19 protein-coding genes are annotated in these 17,628 nt (G+C 57.4%); 4 read left to right on the top strand and 15 right to left on the bottom strand.

Annotation, left to right across the window (positions count from 1 at the left end; genetic code table 11):
* Nucleotides 1-17: 17 nt before the first annotated feature.
* The 4 genes from ACR0IV_RS11835 to ACR0IV_RS11820 form a co-directional block, all read right to left on the bottom strand.
* Entirely contained in the window at nucleotides 18-656 is a 639-nt protein-coding gene (locus tag ACR0IV_RS11835; RefSeq protein WP_480659305.1) for an acyl-homoserine-lactone synthase, read from the bottom strand.
* Nucleotides 657-737: 81 nt separating this feature from the next.
* A complete protein-coding gene (locus ACR0IV_RS11830) occupies nucleotides 738-1,457 on the bottom strand; it encodes a helix-turn-helix transcriptional regulator (protein ID WP_480659304.1) in 720 nt (239 codons plus the stop codon).
* 367 nt (nucleotides 1,458-1,824) lie between these two features.
* Nucleotides 1,825-3,111 carry a crotonyl-CoA carboxylase/reductase gene (gene ccrA, locus ACR0IV_RS11825; protein ID WP_480470887.1) on the bottom strand — a complete coding sequence of 429 codons (1,287 nt, stop codon included), beginning with the start codon at nucleotides 3,109-3,111 and terminating at the stop codon, nucleotides 1,825-1,827.
* A 112-nt stretch (nucleotides 3,112-3,223) separates the two neighbouring features.
* Complete coding sequence (locus ACR0IV_RS11820; protein WP_480659302.1) at nucleotides 3,224-4,606, bottom strand: 1-acyl-sn-glycerol-3-phosphate acyltransferase; 1,383 nt, start codon at nucleotides 4,604-4,606, stop codon at nucleotides 3,224-3,226.
* Between the two features lie 145 nt (nucleotides 4,607-4,751).
* Between ACR0IV_RS11820 and ACR0IV_RS11815 the strand changes: the two genes are divergently transcribed.
* The 3 genes from ACR0IV_RS11815 (at nucleotide 4,752) to deoD (ending at nucleotide 7,883) form a co-directional block, all read left to right on the top strand.
* Nucleotides 4,752-6,719, top strand: a complete 1,968-nt coding sequence (locus ACR0IV_RS11815) for a methylmalonyl-CoA mutase family protein (protein WP_480659300.1) — start codon at nucleotides 4,752-4,754, stop codon at nucleotides 6,717-6,719.
* Nucleotides 6,720-6,836: 117 nt separating this feature from the next.
* Nucleotides 6,837-7,154: an H-NS histone family protein gene (locus tag ACR0IV_RS11810; RefSeq protein WP_480470890.1), complete on the top strand. Its 318-nt coding sequence runs from the start codon at nucleotides 6,837-6,839 to the stop codon at nucleotides 7,152-7,154.
* An 18-nt stretch (nucleotides 7,155-7,172) separates the two neighbouring features.
* Entirely contained in the window at nucleotides 7,173-7,883 is a 711-nt protein-coding gene (gene deoD / locus ACR0IV_RS11805; RefSeq protein WP_480659298.1) for a purine-nucleoside phosphorylase, read from the top strand.
* 14 nt (nucleotides 7,884-7,897) lie between these two features.
* Here deoD and ACR0IV_RS11800 read toward each other — a convergent pair whose 3' ends face one another.
* Complete coding sequence (locus ACR0IV_RS11800; RefSeq protein WP_480659296.1) at nucleotides 7,898-8,761, bottom strand: urea carboxylase-associated family protein; 864 nt, start codon at nucleotides 8,759-8,761, stop codon at nucleotides 7,898-7,900.
* Nucleotides 8,762-9,050: 289 nt separating this feature from the next.
* Between ACR0IV_RS11800 and ACR0IV_RS11795 the strand changes: the two genes are divergently transcribed.
* The gene (locus ACR0IV_RS11795) at nucleotides 9,051-9,959 is read left to right on the top strand and encodes a DMT family transporter (RefSeq protein WP_480659295.1); all 909 of its coding nucleotides are present in this window, start codon (nucleotides 9,051-9,053) and stop codon (nucleotides 9,957-9,959) included.
* 300 nt (nucleotides 9,960-10,259) lie between these two features.
* On the opposite strand, the gene ACR0IV_RS11790 is transcribed toward ACR0IV_RS11795, so the two are convergent.
* The 10 genes from ACR0IV_RS11790 to ACR0IV_RS11745 form a co-directional block, all read right to left on the bottom strand.
* A complete protein-coding gene (locus tag ACR0IV_RS11790; protein ID WP_480659293.1) occupies nucleotides 10,260-10,400 on the bottom strand; it encodes a hypothetical protein in 141 nt (46 codons plus the stop codon).
* 131 nt (nucleotides 10,401-10,531) lie between these two features.
* Nucleotides 10,532-11,311: a succinate dehydrogenase iron-sulfur subunit gene (locus ACR0IV_RS11785; protein WP_171233105.1), complete on the bottom strand. Its 780-nt coding sequence runs from the start codon at nucleotides 11,309-11,311 to the stop codon at nucleotides 10,532-10,534.
* A gap of 12 nt (nucleotides 11,312-11,323) precedes the next feature.
* Nucleotides 11,324-13,129: a succinate dehydrogenase flavoprotein subunit gene (gene sdhA / locus ACR0IV_RS11780; protein WP_480659291.1), complete on the bottom strand. Its 1,806-nt coding sequence runs from the start codon at nucleotides 13,127-13,129 to the stop codon at nucleotides 11,324-11,326.
* Nucleotides 13,130-13,147: 18 nt separating this feature from the next.
* Nucleotides 13,148-13,519, bottom strand: coding sequence for a succinate dehydrogenase, hydrophobic membrane anchor protein (gene sdhD / locus ACR0IV_RS11775; RefSeq protein WP_480659290.1), 372 nt, complete (start codon nucleotides 13,517-13,519; stop codon nucleotides 13,148-13,150).
* Nucleotides 13,520-13,531: 12 nt separating this feature from the next.
* Complete coding sequence (gene sdhC, locus ACR0IV_RS11770; protein ID WP_480470898.1) at nucleotides 13,532-13,918, bottom strand: succinate dehydrogenase, cytochrome b556 subunit; 387 nt, start codon at nucleotides 13,916-13,918, stop codon at nucleotides 13,532-13,534.
* A gap of 204 nt (nucleotides 13,919-14,122) precedes the next feature.
* Entirely contained in the window at nucleotides 14,123-14,797 is a 675-nt protein-coding gene (locus ACR0IV_RS11765; RefSeq protein WP_480659288.1) for a DUF1194 domain-containing protein, read from the bottom strand.
* Nucleotides 14,798-14,860: 63 nt separating this feature from the next.
* A complete protein-coding gene (locus ACR0IV_RS11760) occupies nucleotides 14,861-15,889 on the bottom strand; it encodes a MaoC family dehydratase (protein WP_480659286.1) in 1,029 nt (342 codons plus the stop codon).
* The gene (locus ACR0IV_RS11755) at nucleotides 15,889-16,095 is read right to left on the bottom strand and encodes a DUF1737 domain-containing protein (RefSeq protein ID WP_480470901.1); all 207 of its coding nucleotides are present in this window, start codon (nucleotides 16,093-16,095) and stop codon (nucleotides 15,889-15,891) included. Before ACR0IV_RS11755 ends, ACR0IV_RS11760 begins: the two co-directional genes overlap by 1 nt.
* A gap of 12 nt (nucleotides 16,096-16,107) precedes the next feature.
* On the bottom strand, nucleotides 16,108-16,662 hold the full coding sequence (locus tag ACR0IV_RS11750) for an NnrU family protein (protein WP_480659284.1): 555 nt from the start codon (nucleotides 16,660-16,662) through the stop codon (nucleotides 16,108-16,110).
* A 7-nt stretch (nucleotides 16,663-16,669) separates the two neighbouring features.
* Entirely contained in the window at nucleotides 16,670-17,527 is an 858-nt protein-coding gene (locus ACR0IV_RS11745; protein ID WP_480659283.1) for an HpcH/HpaI aldolase/citrate lyase family protein, read from the bottom strand.
* Nucleotides 17,528-17,628 lie beyond the last annotated feature (101 nt).

The following is a 17,628-nucleotide window of genomic DNA, read 5'->3' as shown; positions in this document are numbered from 1 at the left end:
TGCGATTTCCACCCGGGTCAGGCGGACAAAGCAAACCGATGCTGTGCGGTGTTGCCGAACGCCGCCTTGAACCACAGTCGGGACAGCTCACGCGGGATGCCCGCACGGGCCGCAACCCGGTTACAATCGTCTGCCGAATAAGGCCACAGGCCGACCGATATCTGATCCCGACCAGCCCCTTCCGAACCCAGCACCACCGGTGAAGACCCGATCATGCGGTAAATCCGGATCATCCGCGCATCAAACACGCCCGCGATGTGAGTCAGACCAAAGCCTTCCATCACCTCGCCCCCACTGAGCATGATGGCCCCCGCCGTATGCGCGCTTGCGGTGCGCGACAGGCAAAATCGTGTCACTTCCCAGATCAAGGGGCTACAGATCGGGCTGGCTCCGGTCAGGTGCCCGAATACTTCGTTTACCATCACCGGGCCAGTCGTCGGCAGGATCCGCATCGATCCGCCATGGCTGCCATCCGCCTCTTCCCAGATCACATAGAGCGGGTTCAGATCGTCATATTGATCCCGCTCTTCCCCGTGTTCGTTAACCTTCACATCCCATCCCAGCCGGGTTTTGAACTGATCGGCGCGGTCCCGAAACATCCCCTTGGCCAGAGCTGGAAATTTATGCAGCTCGTCCGCGTACAGATAACGCAACATGACGTATTCCCCTTGTCGTCCACTTGGAACAAAGGGGGTACGTACTTGTGGTTAATTTGCAGTTTGGGCAACGTACGGTCGTTAAACGACTATTAAACCTCGGCTAAGCGCGGTTGCGATGGCATGAGTCGTGTTCTGTGCGCCCAGCTTGGCGCGCGCGCTTTCGATATAGGCGCGCAATGTATGTTCCGAGATCGAAAGCGAATGCGCAACCTGCGCCCTACTATAGCCCAGCGCCAACAGCGTCATGGTATCTATTTCACGCGGCGAGAGGCTGCGCGTGGCTTCCGGTTGCCGATCCTTGGCAAATTCCAGCGCTTTGCGATTCAGAAAATGCGCCACAAGAATCAGATCACGACCATAAGTCGCAATGAAGCTCTGCCAGGTCTTATCGTCACAATTGTGGTTCACCGTAAACAGCGCAAATTGCCCGCTTGGACCGCGCAACGGGATTGAATAGCCCTGATTGCCAACGCCATGCGCCAGTGCATCATCCAAAAAGGCGCGCACTGCCTTGCCGGACCAGTTCAACTGCTTCCAGTCCACCGCATGAAAGCGCTGAAAACAGCCTAATATGACGGGATCAATCCGATGGTAATTCTTGTCCCGATATCGTTCGTCCCAAGCGTCCGAGTAAGTGGTAAACCCATATTGGTCTCCGGCGCCGTCAACCCAATGATAGGTGATGTGATCGATCTGCAACCGGTCTCGCAATTGGACCGAAACATTGGTCAGCTCTTCAAGCGTGCTGGTGCTTTCCAAATCCTCGAGGATTTGGCTCAAATCGAATTGTGTTACCATTCGTCGGCGCGCAAGCCTCATCCTTCAAGGACGCGATCTCGGCCGCAGCGATCAGCCTGGTATCGTCAAGCTGTTCGGCAAGCGCGATTAACCCGTTTGCCACCGCAAAGGCGTTGAGGTCCGACAATACGTCCAGTATCCACTCATTTTGCGCCATCAAGGTGTCCCCGAAATAGTTAACGAAGAGTTAACACAACCATAACATGTGCAGACTATTTCGGCCTACTCGCTGCTTTCTACTCCCCAAAAATGGCGGGGTCTCTCCTGCTAAGCCTTTGATAAAAATCACCACTGCCTCAAACGCAAAACACCCGCGCAGCAAGGGCGTGCCGCGCGGGTGCTTCGATCTTGTGTTACAGTCTGGACGTTAGTCGCCTGCAGCGAGAACTTCTTCCAAAGTCCGCATGCCTGTATGTGGCGCCTGAACCAGAACGGACATGTTGCCGGGCTTATGTTCGTTCCGCATCATTTTCATATGCGCCTCCGGCAGATCCTGCCATGTGAACACTTCGGACATGCAGGGATCAAGACGGCGCTCAACCATCAGCTGGTTTGCCGCCGCGGCCTGTTTCAGATGAGCGAAGTGAGACCCCTGCAGACGCTTTTGGTGCATCCACATATAACGAACATCGAAGGTCAGGTTGTAACCGGTCGTACCGGCGCAGATAACAACCATTCCGCCCTTCTTCACTACGAAGGTCGAGACGGGGAAAGTGCTTTCGCCCGGGTGTTCGAAGACCATGTCGACATTCACACCCTTGCCGGTGATATCCCAGATCGCCTTGCCGAACTTACGAGCCTCTTTGAACCACTCGGCATATTCCGGCGTGTTCACGGTGGGCAGCTGACCCCAACAGTTGAAGTCCTTCCGGTTCAGAACGCCCTTGGCACCAAGACCCATAACAAAGTCGCGCTTGCTTTCGTCCGAGATCACGCCGATCGCGTTTGCACCTGCTGTATTGATCAGCTGGATCGCGTAAGACCCCAGGCCGCCCGACGCACCCCAAACCAGAACGTTCTGGCCCGGCTTCAGGTCATGCGGTTCATGCCCGAACAGCATCCGATAGGCCGTGGCCAGCGTCAGCGTATAGCAGGCGCTTTCTTCCCAGGTCAGGTGCTTGGGCCGTGGCATCAACTGCTGCGCCTGCACATTAGTGAACTGGGCAAAAGATCCATCGGGGGTTTCATATCCCCAGATCCGCTGGCTGTCCGAATACATCGGATCGCCACCGTTACAGTGCTCGTCATCGCCATCGTCCTGGTTGCAATGGATCACAACCTCATCACCGACCTTCCAGCGGCGCACCTTGTCGCCTACAGCCCAAACGATACCCGAAGCATCAGATCCCGCGATGTGGAACGGCTGACCATGACCGTCAAACGGGCTGATGGGCTTACCAAGCGAAGCCCAGACACCGTTGTAGTTGACCCCCGCAGCCATCACCAGCACCAGTACCTCGTGGCTGTCCAATTTCGGAACATCGACCACCTCAAGCTGCATCGCCGTGTCCGGTTCGCCATGGCGTTCCTTGCGAATTGCCCAGGCATACATCTGCTTGGGAACATATCCCATCGGAGGGATCTCTCCCATTTCATAGAGGTCTTTTTCGGGCGCATCGTACGACGCGATGCCACTGTCGACGTCTAAAGCCATGCTGGCCTCCTTTAACTCATCCATTGCCGCGCCGCAGAATCGCGGCTTTCACCAACTGGGATATTGGCGACAAAGAAATATTGCAATAGTTTTTGGTGCTACTTTTGTAATTTTATGACCCAGCAGTTGCAGAAACTGTTTCTGCAACTGCAAAATTACCGTCCCGAGGGGCAGGCTCTGATGCTGCGGCATAATAATCAAGTAGCTCTGCGCGCTCACCCGATGGGCGCAAGATGCCATTCTTGCGCGACAGAATCCGGCGTTCAGTCAGCTGATTGATGGCATCGTCGATGGCATCGCCCGCATCCGGTTCGAGTGCTCCACCCTCAGCGCCCAGCAAACGGGCCTTAAGGTCATCCTCAGTCATCTCACCCTCTTGCTGGATCAGGCGACACGCCGCTGGGAGAGGGGCGAAAGGAATAGCCGCGCCAATCCTTTGCATCAGTTCACGCGCAAGATCAGTGGTCAGATCCCGCTCGTGCGTGGCGCGGAATTGCTGTAGCGAGATTGGGGTGGCGTAGCGCACCGAAGCTACGCCGAACCGCTTGTAGCGCCCGACCACGCGCCGCCATAACTGTTTCAGGGTCCATCGCGTGATCACACCGATCCGAGCACGGAAACGACGTTCCGTATCCTTCGCAGCGGCGGTCAGAACGGTATCTTCCAGAACCCGGTCATAGTTCAGCGCAACCGGTACGAAAACCACATCGCGCCCCTGCGGGTCTGATGCATCAACTATGTATTTAAGAAGACCAAGCTTGGGCCGACCCAGCTTACCGGCCAAACTCAAGCCTCCCTCAGGAAACATGGCCTGAGTGACGCCCGCCTCGGTCGCGTGGCGCACATAGCTGGCCAGCACCTGGCGATAGAGATCACTGCCCGATTTGCGGCGAATAAAGTAGGCCCCCATTGCACGGATCAGGCGACTCAGCGGCCAGACGCGCGCCCATTCCCCCACTGCGTATGACAGGGTGGAATGATCTGCCGCCAGATAGGTGACCAGAACGTAATCCATATTGCTGCGATGGTTCATCACATAGATGACCGTCGCATCAGGATCGATGTTGTCCACGGCAGCCTTGTTCTCATAGCTCAGCCGAACGTTATAGAACGCATTGCTGAGCATACGGGCCAGACGGATCGCAATGCTGAAATAAGCAACCGTCGAAAACGAAGGCGCGATCTCGCGCGCATAGCGTCGGGCCTGCTCGGACGCTACCGCATCCGGAACGCCTTCCTCTTTCGCATGCCGCTGTACTGCTTTGGTGACCTGAGGGTCATAGATCAAACGCTGGATCATATCGTGCCGTCCCGCCAGCTTGAACGGCTGGATCGGGCGCTGAAGGCGATCGTTCAGACGCGCAACAGCGCGTTCAAGCCTGCGGCGGAAGAACCATCGCACCGACGGGAACAGGAAATGCGATGCAAAAGTGACCGCGGCAAACAGCACGATCAGTACAAACAGCCAAAGCGGAAGTTCCACGGTCTGAGTCATGGGGGCACAGTGCCATCAAACGCGACCGCTCACAATCTGAAGAAAGCAGGTTATGCCGCGACGCAGCGAATTGACATATGCTGAAAATTACGATTTATCACCATGGAACGTAATTTTATTGCTCATCGACTCGCGAGGCCCATCCATGACGCAGACGCAGAAAGACCGCCCCTGGCTGATCCGAACCTATGCTGGTCACTCTACGGCCAAGGCGTCCAACGCGCTCTATCGTGCGAACCTTGCAAAAGGGCAAACCGGCTTGTCCGTCGCCTTCGATCTGCCGACGCAGACCGGGTACGACAGCGACCATGTTCTGGCGCGCGGTGAGGTCGGCAAGGTGGGCGTGCCGATCTGCCATCTGGGCGACATGCGCATGCTGTTCGATCAGATTCCGCTGGAGCAGATGAACACCTCGATGACAATCAACGCCACTGCACCATGGTTGCTGGCGCTTTACATCGCGGTGGCCGAGGAACAGGGCGCGGATGTCTCCAAGCTGCAGGGCACGGTTCAGAACGACCTGATCAAGGAATATCTGAGCCGCGGTACCTATGTCTGCCCGCCGAAACCATCGCTGAAGATGATCGCCGACGTGGCCGAGTATTGCTACACCAACGTGCCCAAATGGAACCCGATGAATGTGTGTTCCTATCACCTGCAAGAGGCCGGCGCGACGCCCGAGCAAGAGCTGGCCTATGCTCTGGCTACGGCCATCGCGGTGTTGGACGAATTGCGCCCCCGTGTTCCGGCTGAAGATTTCCCGGCACTTTGCGGTCGCATTTCATTCTTCGTGAATGCGGGCATCCGCTTTGTTACCGAAATGTGCAAAATGCGCGCCTTTGTCGATCTTTGGGATGAGATTCTGCAACAACGCTATGGCGTCGAAGATCCCAAGTTCCGCCGATTCCGCTATGGCGTTCAGGTCAATTCGCTGGGCCTGACCGAGCAGCAACCCGAAAACAACGTCTATCGCATCCTGATCGAGATGCTGGCGGTGACACTGTCCAAGAATGCCCGCGCGCGCGCAGTGCAACTGCCCGCGTGGAACGAAGCACTTGGCCTGCCGCGTCCCTGGGATCAGCAGTGGTCAATGCGGATGCAGCAGATTCTGGCCTATGAAACCGACCTGCTGGAGTATGGCGATCTGTTTGACGGCAATCCGGTGGTTGATGCCAAGGTCGAAGAACTCAAAGAAGGTGCGCACGCCGAGTTGGCGAACCTCGAGTCGATGGGCGGAGCGGTTGCCTCAATCGAGTACATGAAATCCCGACTGGTGGATTCGAATGCTGAACGGCTGAACCGGATCGAGCGCAATGAAACCGTCGTGGTCGGCGTAAACAAGTGGACCGAGGGTGAACCATCCCCCCTTCAGACCGAGGATGGCGGCATCATGGTCGTCGATCCTGCGGTCGAACAGGATCAGATCGGGCGCCTGAATGACTGGCGCGCAGATCGCAACGACGCGGCCGTTGCAGCCGCGTTGAACGACCTGCGTGAGGCAGCGCAATCGGGGGCCAATGTGATGGCACCTTCGATTGCAGCGGCAAAAGCGGGCGTCACCACCGGCGAATGGGCCGAAGAAATGCGCAAAGCCTACGGCACCTATCGTGGACCGACGGGCGTTTCCGGCTCGGTGTCCAATAAGACCGAAGGGCTGGATGATCTGCGGGCTGCCGTTGATGCGGTCAGTGACAAGCTCGGTCGCCGATTGAAATTCCTTGTTGGTAAACCGGGTTTGGACGGACATTCAAACGGCGCCGAGCAAATCGCTTTCCGCGCCCGCGATTGTGGCATGGATATCAGCTATGAGGGCATTCGCCTGACACCCGAAGAGATTGTCTCCGCCGCGCGTGAGGACAATGCTCATGTCATTGGTCTGTCCATCTTGTCCGGCAGCCACCTGCCATTGGTGCAAGATGTGATGACCCGCCTGAAAGACGAAGGTTTGAGCCATATCCCCGTCGTTGTTGGCGGGATCATTCCCGACGAAGATGCCGAGAGCCTGCGCGCCATGGGGGTAGCTGAAATCTATACGCCCAAGAACTTTGAGCTGAACACGATCATGGGCGATATCATCACTTTGGCGGACCCAAAAAATATGGCGGCGGAATAAGAACGCCACCTCTATAAAATCTCCATTTCTATTTCCAATAAAAAAGGAATAGACAGGACCGGAAATTGCGATTTCCCAATTCCAGTGTTTTGGGAGCAAACGGTGTGGAGAAAGAAAATGGCGATCGATCTTGAAAAAATGTCGCACAAAGAATTGCTTGAATTGCGCAATAAAGTCGAAAAAGCGCTGAAGGGCGCCGAGGCACGCGCACGTAAAGAAGCTTTGAAAGCGGCGGAAAAAGCGGCCGCGGAATTCGGGTTCTCCTTGTCCGAATTGTCGCCCGAAGGTGCAAAAGCCACGAAATCCACCAAGGCCGCACCCAAATATCGCAATCCGAGCAATGAGGCCCAAACCTGGACGGGCCGGGGTCGCAAGCCGCAATGGGTGCATGACGCCCTGAAAGCCGGGGCCGACATATCTGATCTGGAAATCTGAGCGGAGGCATTTGCCGAGATGACAATTCATATCGGAGCCGAAACAGGTGATATTGCCGAAACCGTTCTTTTGCCCGGTGACCCCTATCGCGCGAAATGGGCGGCAGAGACATTTTTGAGAGACGTCAAACTGGTCAATGACGTTCGTGGCATGCTTGGATTTACCGGCACGTGGAACGGAAATCCGGTGACCATTCAGGGTAGCGGCATGGGGATGCCGTCGCTGTCGATCTACGTCAACGAACTGATCCGTGATTACGGGGCGAAAACCCTGATCCGCATCGGCTCCTGCGGGGGTATGCAGGACAGCGTCAATGTACGCGATGTCATTCTGGCAATGACGTCCACCACGCTCAGCACACCGTCGCGCGGGATCATGAAAGAGATGAACTTTGCGCCTTGCGCCGATTGGGACCTGCTGCAGGCCGCCGCGCAAGCGGCAAAGGCCAAAGGCACACCAACCCATGTGGGTGGCATCTATTCCTCGGATGTATTCTATGACGAACGCCCTGATCTGAATGAACAGATGGTGCGCCACGGCGTTCTGGGGGTCGAGATGGAAGCCGCCGAGCTTTACATCCTCGCGGCGCGCCACAAATGCCGTGCTCTGGCCGTCCTGACTGTCTCGGACCACCTGCTGACCGGCGAAGCGCTGCCCTCATCCGAGCGCGAGCGCAGCTTTGGCGACATGGTCGAGATCGCGCTTGAGGCGGCGTTCACAGCGTCTTAACCCACCTCTAAACGCTAAAGCCCATGCGTGCGATCATATGCATTGCGCGCAGGGCTGCTCCACCCTTCCAACGCGCCGTCGGCAGGGGCAAAGACTTCGACCAGCAGTGGATGGCACGACGCCGTGTCCGAGGAATGTTCGGATGAGCAGTCACCACCAGGACAGGCACTGAGATTGCCCAGCAGGTCGATCTCGGCAAAGAACTCCAGGTAATCACCCGGCCGCACGGGTGAGGCTTTCATGAAGTACTGACCGGTATCGCGGGTGAACCCGGTGCACATGAACACGTTCAGAACATCGTGCACCGCAGGCTCAGCCTCAGCTAGGGAAATACTCAGGTGACCTGCCAATGCGCGGGTCAGGTTCGAATGACAACAATGATGGTACTGAGTGCCCGAGAGCAGATTGCCCGTATATGGATCACAGCGGGTACCGATCACATCATGAACCGAACCGCCAAACGCATCGATCCCATACCAGCCCAGCGTATCGGCAATGATGGTCGCCATTGGGCGCATATGCGGGAAGCTTGACCACATCTGCTCACCCGTCGTCAGGTGGGTGCCGTGTAGCGCGCGGGTTTTGCCGGAATAAAACCGTTCAGACAGGTCGTTCAGGTTCCAGATATTCAGGTCCCCGACCTGCGGACCTTCGACCGAGGTGATGCGAAAGAAATGCCCGGCAGGCACCTCAAAACAACGCGCCTCACGCGCGGGCACCAACACTTCATCGGTTTTTTGCGCGGTTTCGCGGGCTGCTTGGTACAGCGCCAAGTGCGGCTTCGGCAACCCGTCGGTGGGATAGCAAATAACGGGCGCGATGGCGCGGCGGTCTTCGGCGTCGCTCGGCGGTTGGGGGAAGTTCTGAGAATCTATCATGGCTCGAGATTGGCGCAGTTCGCGTCGACGTAAAAGCCCAAAGCTGCACGGTCACGGGCCAACAGGGGCGAATTTTAGGTGACTCAGTTTGGAGACGACCGAGGAGCGATACCGCTAAACACTTCTCAGCCTAAGCTTCGGGATTCGCGTGCTAATAGCGGCCATCCCAGCTTCAGCTTCGACTCTCGGCGTTACGAATAAGGCGTGTTTTTTTATTTTTGTCAATAGGTTACCCGTTGCAAATCGTGAGTCGCTCCGCGCGGCGACACATCCCATCGGAGCGTCAGACATGAACACCAACACACCGTCCGCCCCTTTCCTCAGGGCCGCCTTCGTAATCATCCTCGCGATCGTACTGTACGATGTCATGGGGGCGATTGTGAAACATCTCAGCGCTCAGTTCTCGACCCAAGAGCTTACGGTATTTCGCAACCTATTCGGGCTCATCCCTGCGTTGGCGATCCTGCTGTCATCGCGCGACTGGATCGACGCGGGTCGACCAATTGCCGTAAGACAATGGCGGCTGGCCATCGCGCGCGGAGCCTTGGGCGTCATGGCGCAGATGAGCTTTTACCTGTCGCTCATCTATATGGATCTTGCGACTGCCACGACATTGGTCTTTGCGGGCCCTTTATTCATCACCGCCTTATCGGTGCCGATCCTTCGGCACAAAATCGGCCACTGGCGGTGGCTGGCGGTTGGGTTGGGCTTCGTCGGTGTGATGATGGTGCTAAAGCCGGACACAGCGCATTTGAGTTGGCACACGCTGCTGCCGATCTGCGCCGCGCTTGGCTATGCAAGCTCCAGCGTGACCGCAAAGCTCTTCGATCGCTCCGTACCGACCGCATTGATCAACCTCTACTACACCATAACCGCGCTCATAAGCTCGACCATCTTCGTACTGGCGACTACCGGATTCTCTCTGATCGAAGAACCAGTCATCTGGATATGGCTTGGCTCGATGGGTCTGGTCGGAGGACTGGCCGCCCTTTGCATGACAACAGCAAACCGAATGGCTGACCCCAGCAGCCTGTCACCCTTTCAATACTTCGGCATCCCGTCCTCATTCATTCTGGGTTGGGTCTTTTTTGCCGAGACTCCTTTTGATGATCTTATCCCCGGAGTATTCCTAATCGTTGGCGGCGGCCTTCTGATCATCGGGCGCGAAAGAACCATCGCCAGGCAATCTGGCCCCTGATTGCTGAGAAACCAGACCCTTCCCCGAAAACCCGATCAGCGCGAAAAACCGGAAGCTCGTCACCCCTGCCCCTTCAGGCAGCGGATTGGTTCTTCATCCGATTGAGAAACCGCACCGCAGAAACTGCAACGCCATTGCCCTTCGTCCCGATGCTGCCGCCATCTGCACTCGCGCGTCAGCGAAGAGGTTCGCGAACGCCAAAAGAGATAAGCGAAAACACCAGCGGCAAGCAAAAGCAGAAGGACAGGCATCCTTCTGCTTTGCTGATTGCTAAGAGATTTTCAAGGTCAGGCAGGCGCTTTACGCTGCATTAGCGTATTCGAACAGCTCCGGCGCTTCCTCAAAAGCTGGGACCTTGGGTTCGGGTGCATAGTAGCTCCAAGCCTGCTCTAGAAGCTCAAGAGCCTTAACTGCATCGGTTTTCTTTTTATCTGTGCTCATAGGAGTGATCCCGTAATCGTCTTATCACTCCTCCCCATCCGAACCATACGCCTGCCCAAAGGCGGGCGCATCGTCCATTTTTGCAGATGGGGATTGCACTTGCCGCAAACCGGCAAGTGCAATGTTTCGCTTTACACCGCGCGTTCGACCATCATCTTCTTGATCTCGGCAATCGCCTTGGCCGGGTTCAAGCCTTTGGGGCAGGTCTTGGCGCAGTTCATGATCGTGTGGCAGCGGTACAGCTTGAACGGATCTTCAAGCTCATCCAGACGCTCACCCGTGGCCTCATCCCGGCTGTCGATGATCCAGCGATAGGCATGCAGAAGCGCTGCGGGGCCGAGGTAGCGGTCACCGTTCCACCAATAGCTGGGGCACGAAGTCGAACAGCTGGCACACATCACGCATTCGTACAGACCATCCAATTTTTTGCGGTCTTCGATCGACTGCTTCCATTCCTTCGCAGGACGGTTGGTCTTGGTCTCCAGCCACGGCATGATGCTGGCGTGCTGGGCGTAGAAGTGCGTCAGATCAGGGATCAGGTCCTTGACCACCGGCATGTGCGGCAGCGGATAGATCTTCACGTCACCTTTGATCTCATCCATGCCATAGATACAGGCCAGCGTGTTGATCCCATCGATGTTCATCGCGCAAGAGCCACAGATGCCCTCACGACAGGACCGGCGGAACGTCAGGGTCGGATCGATTTCGTTCTTGATCTTGATCAGCGCATCCAGAACCATCGGGCCGCAGGTGTCCATGTCGACGAAATAAGTGTCCACACGTGGGTTCTGGCCATCATCCGGGTTCCAGCGATAGATCTGGAACTTGCGCACGTTGGTTGCGCCTCCGGGCTTGGGCCAGGTCTTGCCGGTGGTGATCCGGGAATTCTTGGGGAGGGTCAGTTGTACCATAAGTTCCTCTCCTTAGAACGTCCGCGCCTTGGGCGCGATTTTCTTGAGGCTGATGCCGCCTTCGTCCTCGGTGGTCAGCGGATCGACGATCACTGGGCGATAGCTGAGGTCTACATTCGTGCCCTCGACCCGGCTGATGGTGTGAACCCGCCAGTTCTCGTCATCTCGGGTGGTGAAGTCCTCATGCGCATGGGCGCCGCGGGATTCCTTGCGCGCCTCGGCGCCAACGATGGTGGCCAGCGCGTTGGGCATCAGGTTGGTCAGTTCCAGAGTCTCCATCAGGTCGCTGTTCCAGACCAATGAGCGGTCGGTGACCTTCAGATCGTCCATCTTGGATGCGATGGCTGTCATCTTCTCGACCCCTTCGGCCAGTGTCTTGCCAGTCCGGAACACAGCAGCATCAGCCTGCATGGTCTTTTGCATTTCAAGCCGCAGATCGGCGGTGGCGATGCTGCCATTGGCATTGCGCAAGCCGTCGAACCGGTCGAACGCCTGGTCGACCGATGCCTGGTTCAGCACCGGGTTGGGCGCGTTTGCGTCCACCACCTGACCGGCGCGGATCGCCGCCGCGCGGCCGAATACAACAAGGTCGATCAAAGAGTTCGAGCCCAGACGGTTCGCTCCGTGGGCCGAGGCACAACCTGCCTCGCCGACGGCCATCAGGCCGGGCACCACGGCATTGGGATCGGCGGCGGTGGGGTTGATCACCTCACCCCAATAGTTGGTCGGGATACCACCCATGTTGTAGTGCACGGTGGGCAGAACCGGGATCGGTTCCTTGGTGACGTCGACACCGGCAAAGATCTTGGCCGATTCCGAAATACCCGGCAGCCGTTCCGCCAGCGCCTCGGGCGGCAGGTGGCTGAGGTTGAGGTGGATGTGATCCCCCTCACCCCCGACGCCGCGTCCCTCGCGGATTTCCATCGCCATTGAACGGCTGACATAATCGCGCGGCGCAAGGTCCTTATACTGGGGCGCATAGCGCTCCATGAACCGTTCGCCTTCTGAGTTGGTCAGGTATCCGCCTTCACCGCGCGCACCTTCAGTGATCAGGCAACCCGAGCCGTAGATACCGGTGGGATGGAACTGCACGAATTCCATATCTTCCAGCGCCAGACCGGCACGGGCCACCATGCCACCGCCGTCGCCGGTGCAGGTATGGGCCGAAGTAGCGCTGAAATAGGCGCGGCCATAACCGCCGGTCGCCAGCACAACCATCTTGGCGTTGAAAACATGCATGGTGCCGTCGTCCAGCTTCCAGCAGACGACCCCCTGACATTGCCCGTCATCGGACATGATCAGGTCGATGGCAAAATATTCGATATAGAACTCAGCGTTGTTCTTCAGCGACTGACCATACAGCGTGTGCAGGATCGCGTGGCCGGTGCGGTCGGCGGCGGCACAAGTCCGCTGCACGGCAGGGCCTTCGCCGAACTCGGTGGTGTGACCACCAAATGGGCGCTGATAGATCTTGCCTTCTTCGGTACGGCTGAACGGCACGCCATAATGTTCCAGTTCATACACCGCCTTGGGTGCCTCACGCGCGAGGTATTCCATGGCATCGGTGTCACCCAGCCAGTCGGACCCCTTGACGGTGTCATACATATGCCACTGCCAGTTGTCGGGTCCCATATTCGACAGCGATGCGGCGATCCCGCCTTGCGCGGCAACGGTGTGCGAGCGGGTCGGGAACACCTTGGTCACGCAGGCCGTGCGCAAACCCTGTTCCGCCATGCCCAGCGTTGCCCGCAGGCCGGCCCCACCAGCGCCGACAACGACCACGTCATATTCATGCGTTTCGTATTCGTATGCAGCCATTTCTTTCAGCTCCGGGAATTAGAGGGCAATGCGCGCGATGGCGAAAACGCCAGCCGCAGCTGCGCCATAGGACAGACAGGTGGTGAGGATGATCAGCACCTTTTTCAGGGTGCCGTGAACATAATCCTCAAGCATCACCTGCGCGCCTTCGGCAAAGTGTTTGAACCCGACCACCAGTGTCAGCGCGGCGACAATCGCCGGGAAAGGGCGCGCGTAATAGTCCAGCACCACATCATAGGGCTGACCCAGAACCGGGCCGAATGTGAAGATAAACAGAGGAACAAGGATCAGCAGAGCCACCGAACTGACCTTCATGCTCCAGAAATGGGCGGTGCCCGATTTGGCCGAACCAAGACCGATCGCGCGTTTGCGGTCCGTCAGATAACGCATCGTGAGACTCCTTTACGCTACGATCAAAAGAGTGAGCAGGGTCAGAACGACCGAGCCGATGACAACGGCCCAGCCCAGCTTGGTTGCTGTGGGCAGGTCCAGACCAACCGCGTTGTCCCAGATCAGGTGCCGGACGCCCGCCAGTGTGTGATACCACAACCCCCACAGAGAGAATGCCATGACCAGATCACCCAGTACCGAGGTCAGCCACCAATTGGCGCGCTCAAACGCTTCGGGAGACGTCGCTGCGGCCAGGAACCACCAGACGATCAAAAGCGCGGCAACAATCATCGCGTTTCCGGTGATACGGGTCAGGATGGATGTGACCGACGTCAGCTGAGGACGATAGATCGACAGGTGCGGCGAAAGCGGGCGGTTGCCCCGATTTACATCGGCCATGGCGGCTCCTTTTCGGTTGGCTACCGAACGTTTTACTGTTTTTTGCGACACTGTCACGCGCTGCAGGTGCAAAAAGCGTTAAATTTGCCGCAAATCGCATGATAAAACTGTTTTGTGATCACGAGCATATTTTGCGTGATCACAAAACGAACTCAAGGCCGCCAATGTTAGCGTTTTCAACGCTAAAGCAATGTGATCACGAATCTATTCCTGGCCTTGTTTCAACCCCGCAGTCTGCTGCGTCACTTCGCGCAGCAGTTTTTTGCGAATGCGCTCAGGGTAGTCGGCAAATCCCGCAGCCGAGACGACAAAGGCCCCCTCGCCCACAATGACGTTTTCGAAAAAATACGCCGTCAGATCAGGTTCGCTCTCTTCAATGGCAATTGCGTTTACGGTAACGCCCCGCTCGCGCAGTTTGGGGCGCAGTTTTGCAGGCTCGATACCCTCGTTCGAAATTCCATCGCCCGAGAGGTCTATAAGATGGCGCTTGCAATCGGTCACCTTGTCGAAATGAGCAATTGTCATTTCAAGAGCTTCGCCAATCGCGGTTGAAAAGTTGCGCCAGACACGTGGGTCTGCGGCGACCTGCCCCGCGAAGTTATCGAGGGTGGCAAAACTGTCGATCCGGGTCCATGGAAGCGTAACGCGCTGACGCGAACTGCCGGTCCACTGCACCAGCATCAATTGAGCCTGTCCGCGCACCAACGCCTCAGACACAATCGGATCACGTAGACCGGCGGCAAGGCCATCCATTTGTATCCGATATTCCTCGGAATCGACCGAGCCCGAAACATCCACCGCCAAAGCCAGAGCCAGATCACAGGCGTGGGCCTGTGAGGCCAGGCACAGGCTGGCAGTGATCGCGCGCAACATCATCATTAGGCAAACGTAGCACGGAATTCCCGGACCGCGATCACTTCAATGTCAATGGGCGGGCTTGCCTTACATGGGCATCAAGGCCCAGTAGTCGAGATCCAGAAGGACGTTTGGCAGGTATTTCCCGTCGTCATTGCGCAAGGCAAAAGGCTCACCACCCTTGGTGGCCACCAGCCTCAGGCGCAGTGCTCCGACACCCGGCGTTCCGGTCTCGGCCTTGTCCAGAACCTCGGACCAAGCCTTGATCGTATCGCCTGAAAAACAAGGGTTGGCATGGGCGCCACCGTTCAGGCCAACGATCATCTGTGCGTTTGCCAGACCGTTGAACGACAAGGCCCGCGCCATCGAGATGACATGCCCGCCATAGATCAGCCGACCATCAGGACGGAAGGTCAGGTCGAAATGCACCTTGGCGGTGTTCTGCCACAGACGGGTGGCCAGCATATGCTCGGCCTCTTCGACGGTCACGCCATCGACGTGATCAATCGTTTCTCCCGTGTTGTACGCATCCCAGCGATGGTTTTCACCGGATTGTACAAAATCGTAATTGGAGAAATCGAGGCTTTTCGGCACCGCCAGATCGCCGACATCCAGCGCTTTCTTCAACTCGGGCACGACTGTCTCGGGCGCGGGCACGTCGAGGTTCGATTTGCGCACCATCACCCAGCGCACATATTCGATGACCACTTCGTCGCGCTGGTTTAGGCCGCGTGTGCGGACCCAGACCACCCCGGTTTTGCCGTTTGAATTCTGCTTTAGACCAATCACTTCGGATTCGGCGCGCAGGGTATCGCCGGGATAGACAGGTTGCAGCCAGCGTCCCTCGGCATAGCCCAAATTGGCAACCGCGTTCAGTGAGATATCGGGAACCGTTTTCCCGAACACCACATGAAAGGCTGCCAGATCGTCAATCGGGCTTTGGGGTAAGCCACAATTCCGGGCGAACTCGTCCGAGGAGTAGAGCGCGTGACGCGCTGGGTAGAGCGCGTGATACAAAGCACGCTCGCCATCCGTCACGGTGCGCGGCACGGCGTGGTGCAGCACCTGCCCGACGGAATAATCCTCGAAAAAGTTACCCGGATTGGTTTTTGCCATTATTGCTGTCCCAGTTTCATGTCGGGGGAATAGTCGGCGTCGACCTCTTTGGTCACGGCCTGCGCGCAGCGCATCACATTGGTGGCGGCGTCAAAGGCATAGGAGGGGTCGCCATAGAGCTCCCATCCTTTTGCCAATGCGTCCGAGACTTTGTGGCAGAAGGCCGACGTGTCTTCTTCTGTCAACAAACGATAAAGTTTCGCCATTGCCTCAGCCCCTTATCCGCCGAACGGAGATGGGCCAACCAGCCCGTGTATATAGCCGATGATGCCCATCAGCACGATGGAGCCAACGAAGAACATCGCGTCCTTGCCGTAAGTTCTGGGTTCGCCCGGGGTCCACTCGGGTTCGGACTTGTTGATCACAATCACTTCGACAATGGCCCAGGCCAGCAAGCCGCCAAACAAAACGATCGACGCCAGATCACCATTCACCAGCAAATGCGCAAAGGCCCAGAGCTTGAAGCCGCCCAGCATAGGGTGACGGACCTTGTTCAGCAGGCGACCCTTGGTTCCGGCAGGGCTCAGCAGATATATCGCGATCAAGACCAGCAGGTTGTTGACGTGAATCAGGAAGGTCGGCGGCGCCCAGACATAGATGAAATCGGTCATGCGGTAGCCGAAAATCATCAGCAATATCGAGACCACCAAAGCCAGCGCCACGACGCCCTTGCCCGCATCGCCCATGGCGGCACGGCGTTCCGGCATCACACGTTTGAACAAATGTGCGGCCCACCAAAGCGCCACACCAAGGATCAGAAGAACAAAGCCCATTGCTGGCTTACCCCGCTTGCAAAGCTACTATCGCCTCTGCTTTTGCCAGAGTTTCACGGGCAGTTACAACGTGCAGGTTCTCAACAATCTTGCCATCGACCACGGCGACGCCCTGCCCCTGTGCCTCGGTCTCTTCAAAGGCGGCGATTTGGCGTCGGGCCAGATCAATCTCATCTTCCGAGGGCGCAAAGGCCGTATTCGCGATGTCAACCTGAGCGGGGTGGATCAGCGTTTTACCGTCAAAACCCATATCACGGCCCTGGGCACATTCGGCCTGAAGACCGTCGGCATCCTTGAAGGCGTTGTAGACGCCGTCGACGATGATCAGACCTTCGGCCTTTGCGGCCAACAGGCACAGGCCCAGTGAGGTCATCATCGGCAGGCGGTCAGGGCGGAAGCGGGTTTGCAGTTCTTTCGCCAGATCATTGGTGCCCATCACAAAGCCTGCCATCAGCGGATGTGCGGCAATTTCCGCGGCGTTCAGCATTCCGCGCGGCGTTTCCATCATCGCCCAGATCGGCAGGTCTCCGGTAATCGCCGCCAGCGCGTCCACGTCAGCGGCAGAGCTGACCTTAGGCAGCAATACTGCATCCGCATCCATCTCGCGCACGGCCTCGGCATCGGCGCGCCCCCATTCGGTGTCCAGCCCGTTGATCCGCACGATCTTGACCCGCGCACCATAGCCCCCGGTGGCCAGAGCCGCCTTGAGCGTCTCGCGTGCATTGTTCTTTTCGTCGGCTGAAACCGCGTCTTCCAGATCAAAGATGATCGCATCCACTGGCAGCGTGCGCGCCTTATCCAATGCCCGCTCGCGCGAGCCAGGGATATAGAGAACAGAGCGATAGGGGCGTTGACGCGGGTCCACGGGACTCTCCCTTTGAAATAATGTTGCGCGGAATGGGGCATTTTTTGACGGAAAGTTCAAGGACAAAAACGCCGCAGCGCAGCATTTACAACAAGCGACGC

This window comes from Ruegeria sp. C2 (assembly GCF_056537765.1).
This window is presented reverse-complemented; position numbering and strand designations above follow the sequence as displayed.

Coding starts and splice junctions, on each gene's coding strand:
- ACR0IV_RS11835 (WP_480659305.1), bottom strand. CDS start 656: ATGTTGCGTTATCTGTACGCGGACGAGCTGCATAAATTTCCAGCTCTG.
- ACR0IV_RS11830 (WP_480659304.1), bottom strand. CDS start 1,457: ATGGTAACACAATTCGATTTGAGCCAAATCCTCGAGGATTTGGAAAGC.
- ccrA (WP_480470887.1), bottom strand. CDS start 3,111: ATGGCTTTAGACGTCGACAGTGGCATCGCGTCGTACGATGCGCCCGAA.
- ACR0IV_RS11820 (WP_480659302.1), bottom strand. CDS start 4,606: ATGACTCAGACCGTGGAACTTCCGCTTTGGCTGTTTGTACTGATCGTG.
- ACR0IV_RS11815 (WP_480659300.1), top strand. CDS start 4,752: ATGACGCAGACGCAGAAAGACCGCCCCTGGCTGATCCGAACCTATGCT.
- ACR0IV_RS11810 (WP_480470890.1), top strand. CDS start 6,837: ATGGCGATCGATCTTGAAAAAATGTCGCACAAAGAATTGCTTGAATTG.
- deoD (WP_480659298.1), top strand. CDS start 7,173: ATGACAATTCATATCGGAGCCGAAACAGGTGATATTGCCGAAACCGTT.
- ACR0IV_RS11800 (WP_480659296.1), bottom strand. CDS start 8,761: ATGATAGATTCTCAGAACTTCCCCCAACCGCCGAGCGACGCCGAAGAC.
- ACR0IV_RS11795 (WP_480659295.1), top strand. CDS start 9,051: ATGAACACCAACACACCGTCCGCCCCTTTCCTCAGGGCCGCCTTCGTA.
- ACR0IV_RS11790 (WP_480659293.1), bottom strand. CDS start 10,400: ATGAGCACAGATAAAAAGAAAACCGATGCAGTTAAGGCTCTTGAGCTT.
- ACR0IV_RS11785 (WP_171233105.1), bottom strand. CDS start 11,311: ATGGTACAACTGACCCTCCCCAAGAATTCCCGGATCACCACCGGCAAG.
- sdhA (WP_480659291.1), bottom strand. CDS start 13,129: ATGGCTGCATACGAATACGAAACGCATGAATATGACGTGGTCGTTGTC.
- sdhD (WP_480659290.1), bottom strand. CDS start 13,519: ATGCGTTATCTGACGGACCGCAAACGCGCGATCGGTCTTGGTTCGGCC.
- sdhC (WP_480470898.1), bottom strand. CDS start 13,918: ATGGCCGATGTAAATCGGGGCAACCGCCCGCTTTCGCCGCACCTGTCG.
- ACR0IV_RS11765 (WP_480659288.1), bottom strand. CDS start 14,797: ATGATGATGTTGCGCGCGATCACTGCCAGCCTGTGCCTGGCCTCACAG.
- ACR0IV_RS11760 (WP_480659286.1), bottom strand. CDS start 15,889: ATGGCAAAAACCAATCCGGGTAACTTTTTCGAGGATTATTCCGTCGGG.
- ACR0IV_RS11755 (WP_480470901.1), bottom strand. CDS start 16,095: ATGGCGAAACTTTATCGTTTGTTGACAGAAGAAGACACGTCGGCCTTC.
- ACR0IV_RS11750 (WP_480659284.1), bottom strand. CDS start 16,662: ATGGGCTTTGTTCTTCTGATCCTTGGTGTGGCGCTTTGGTGGGCCGCA.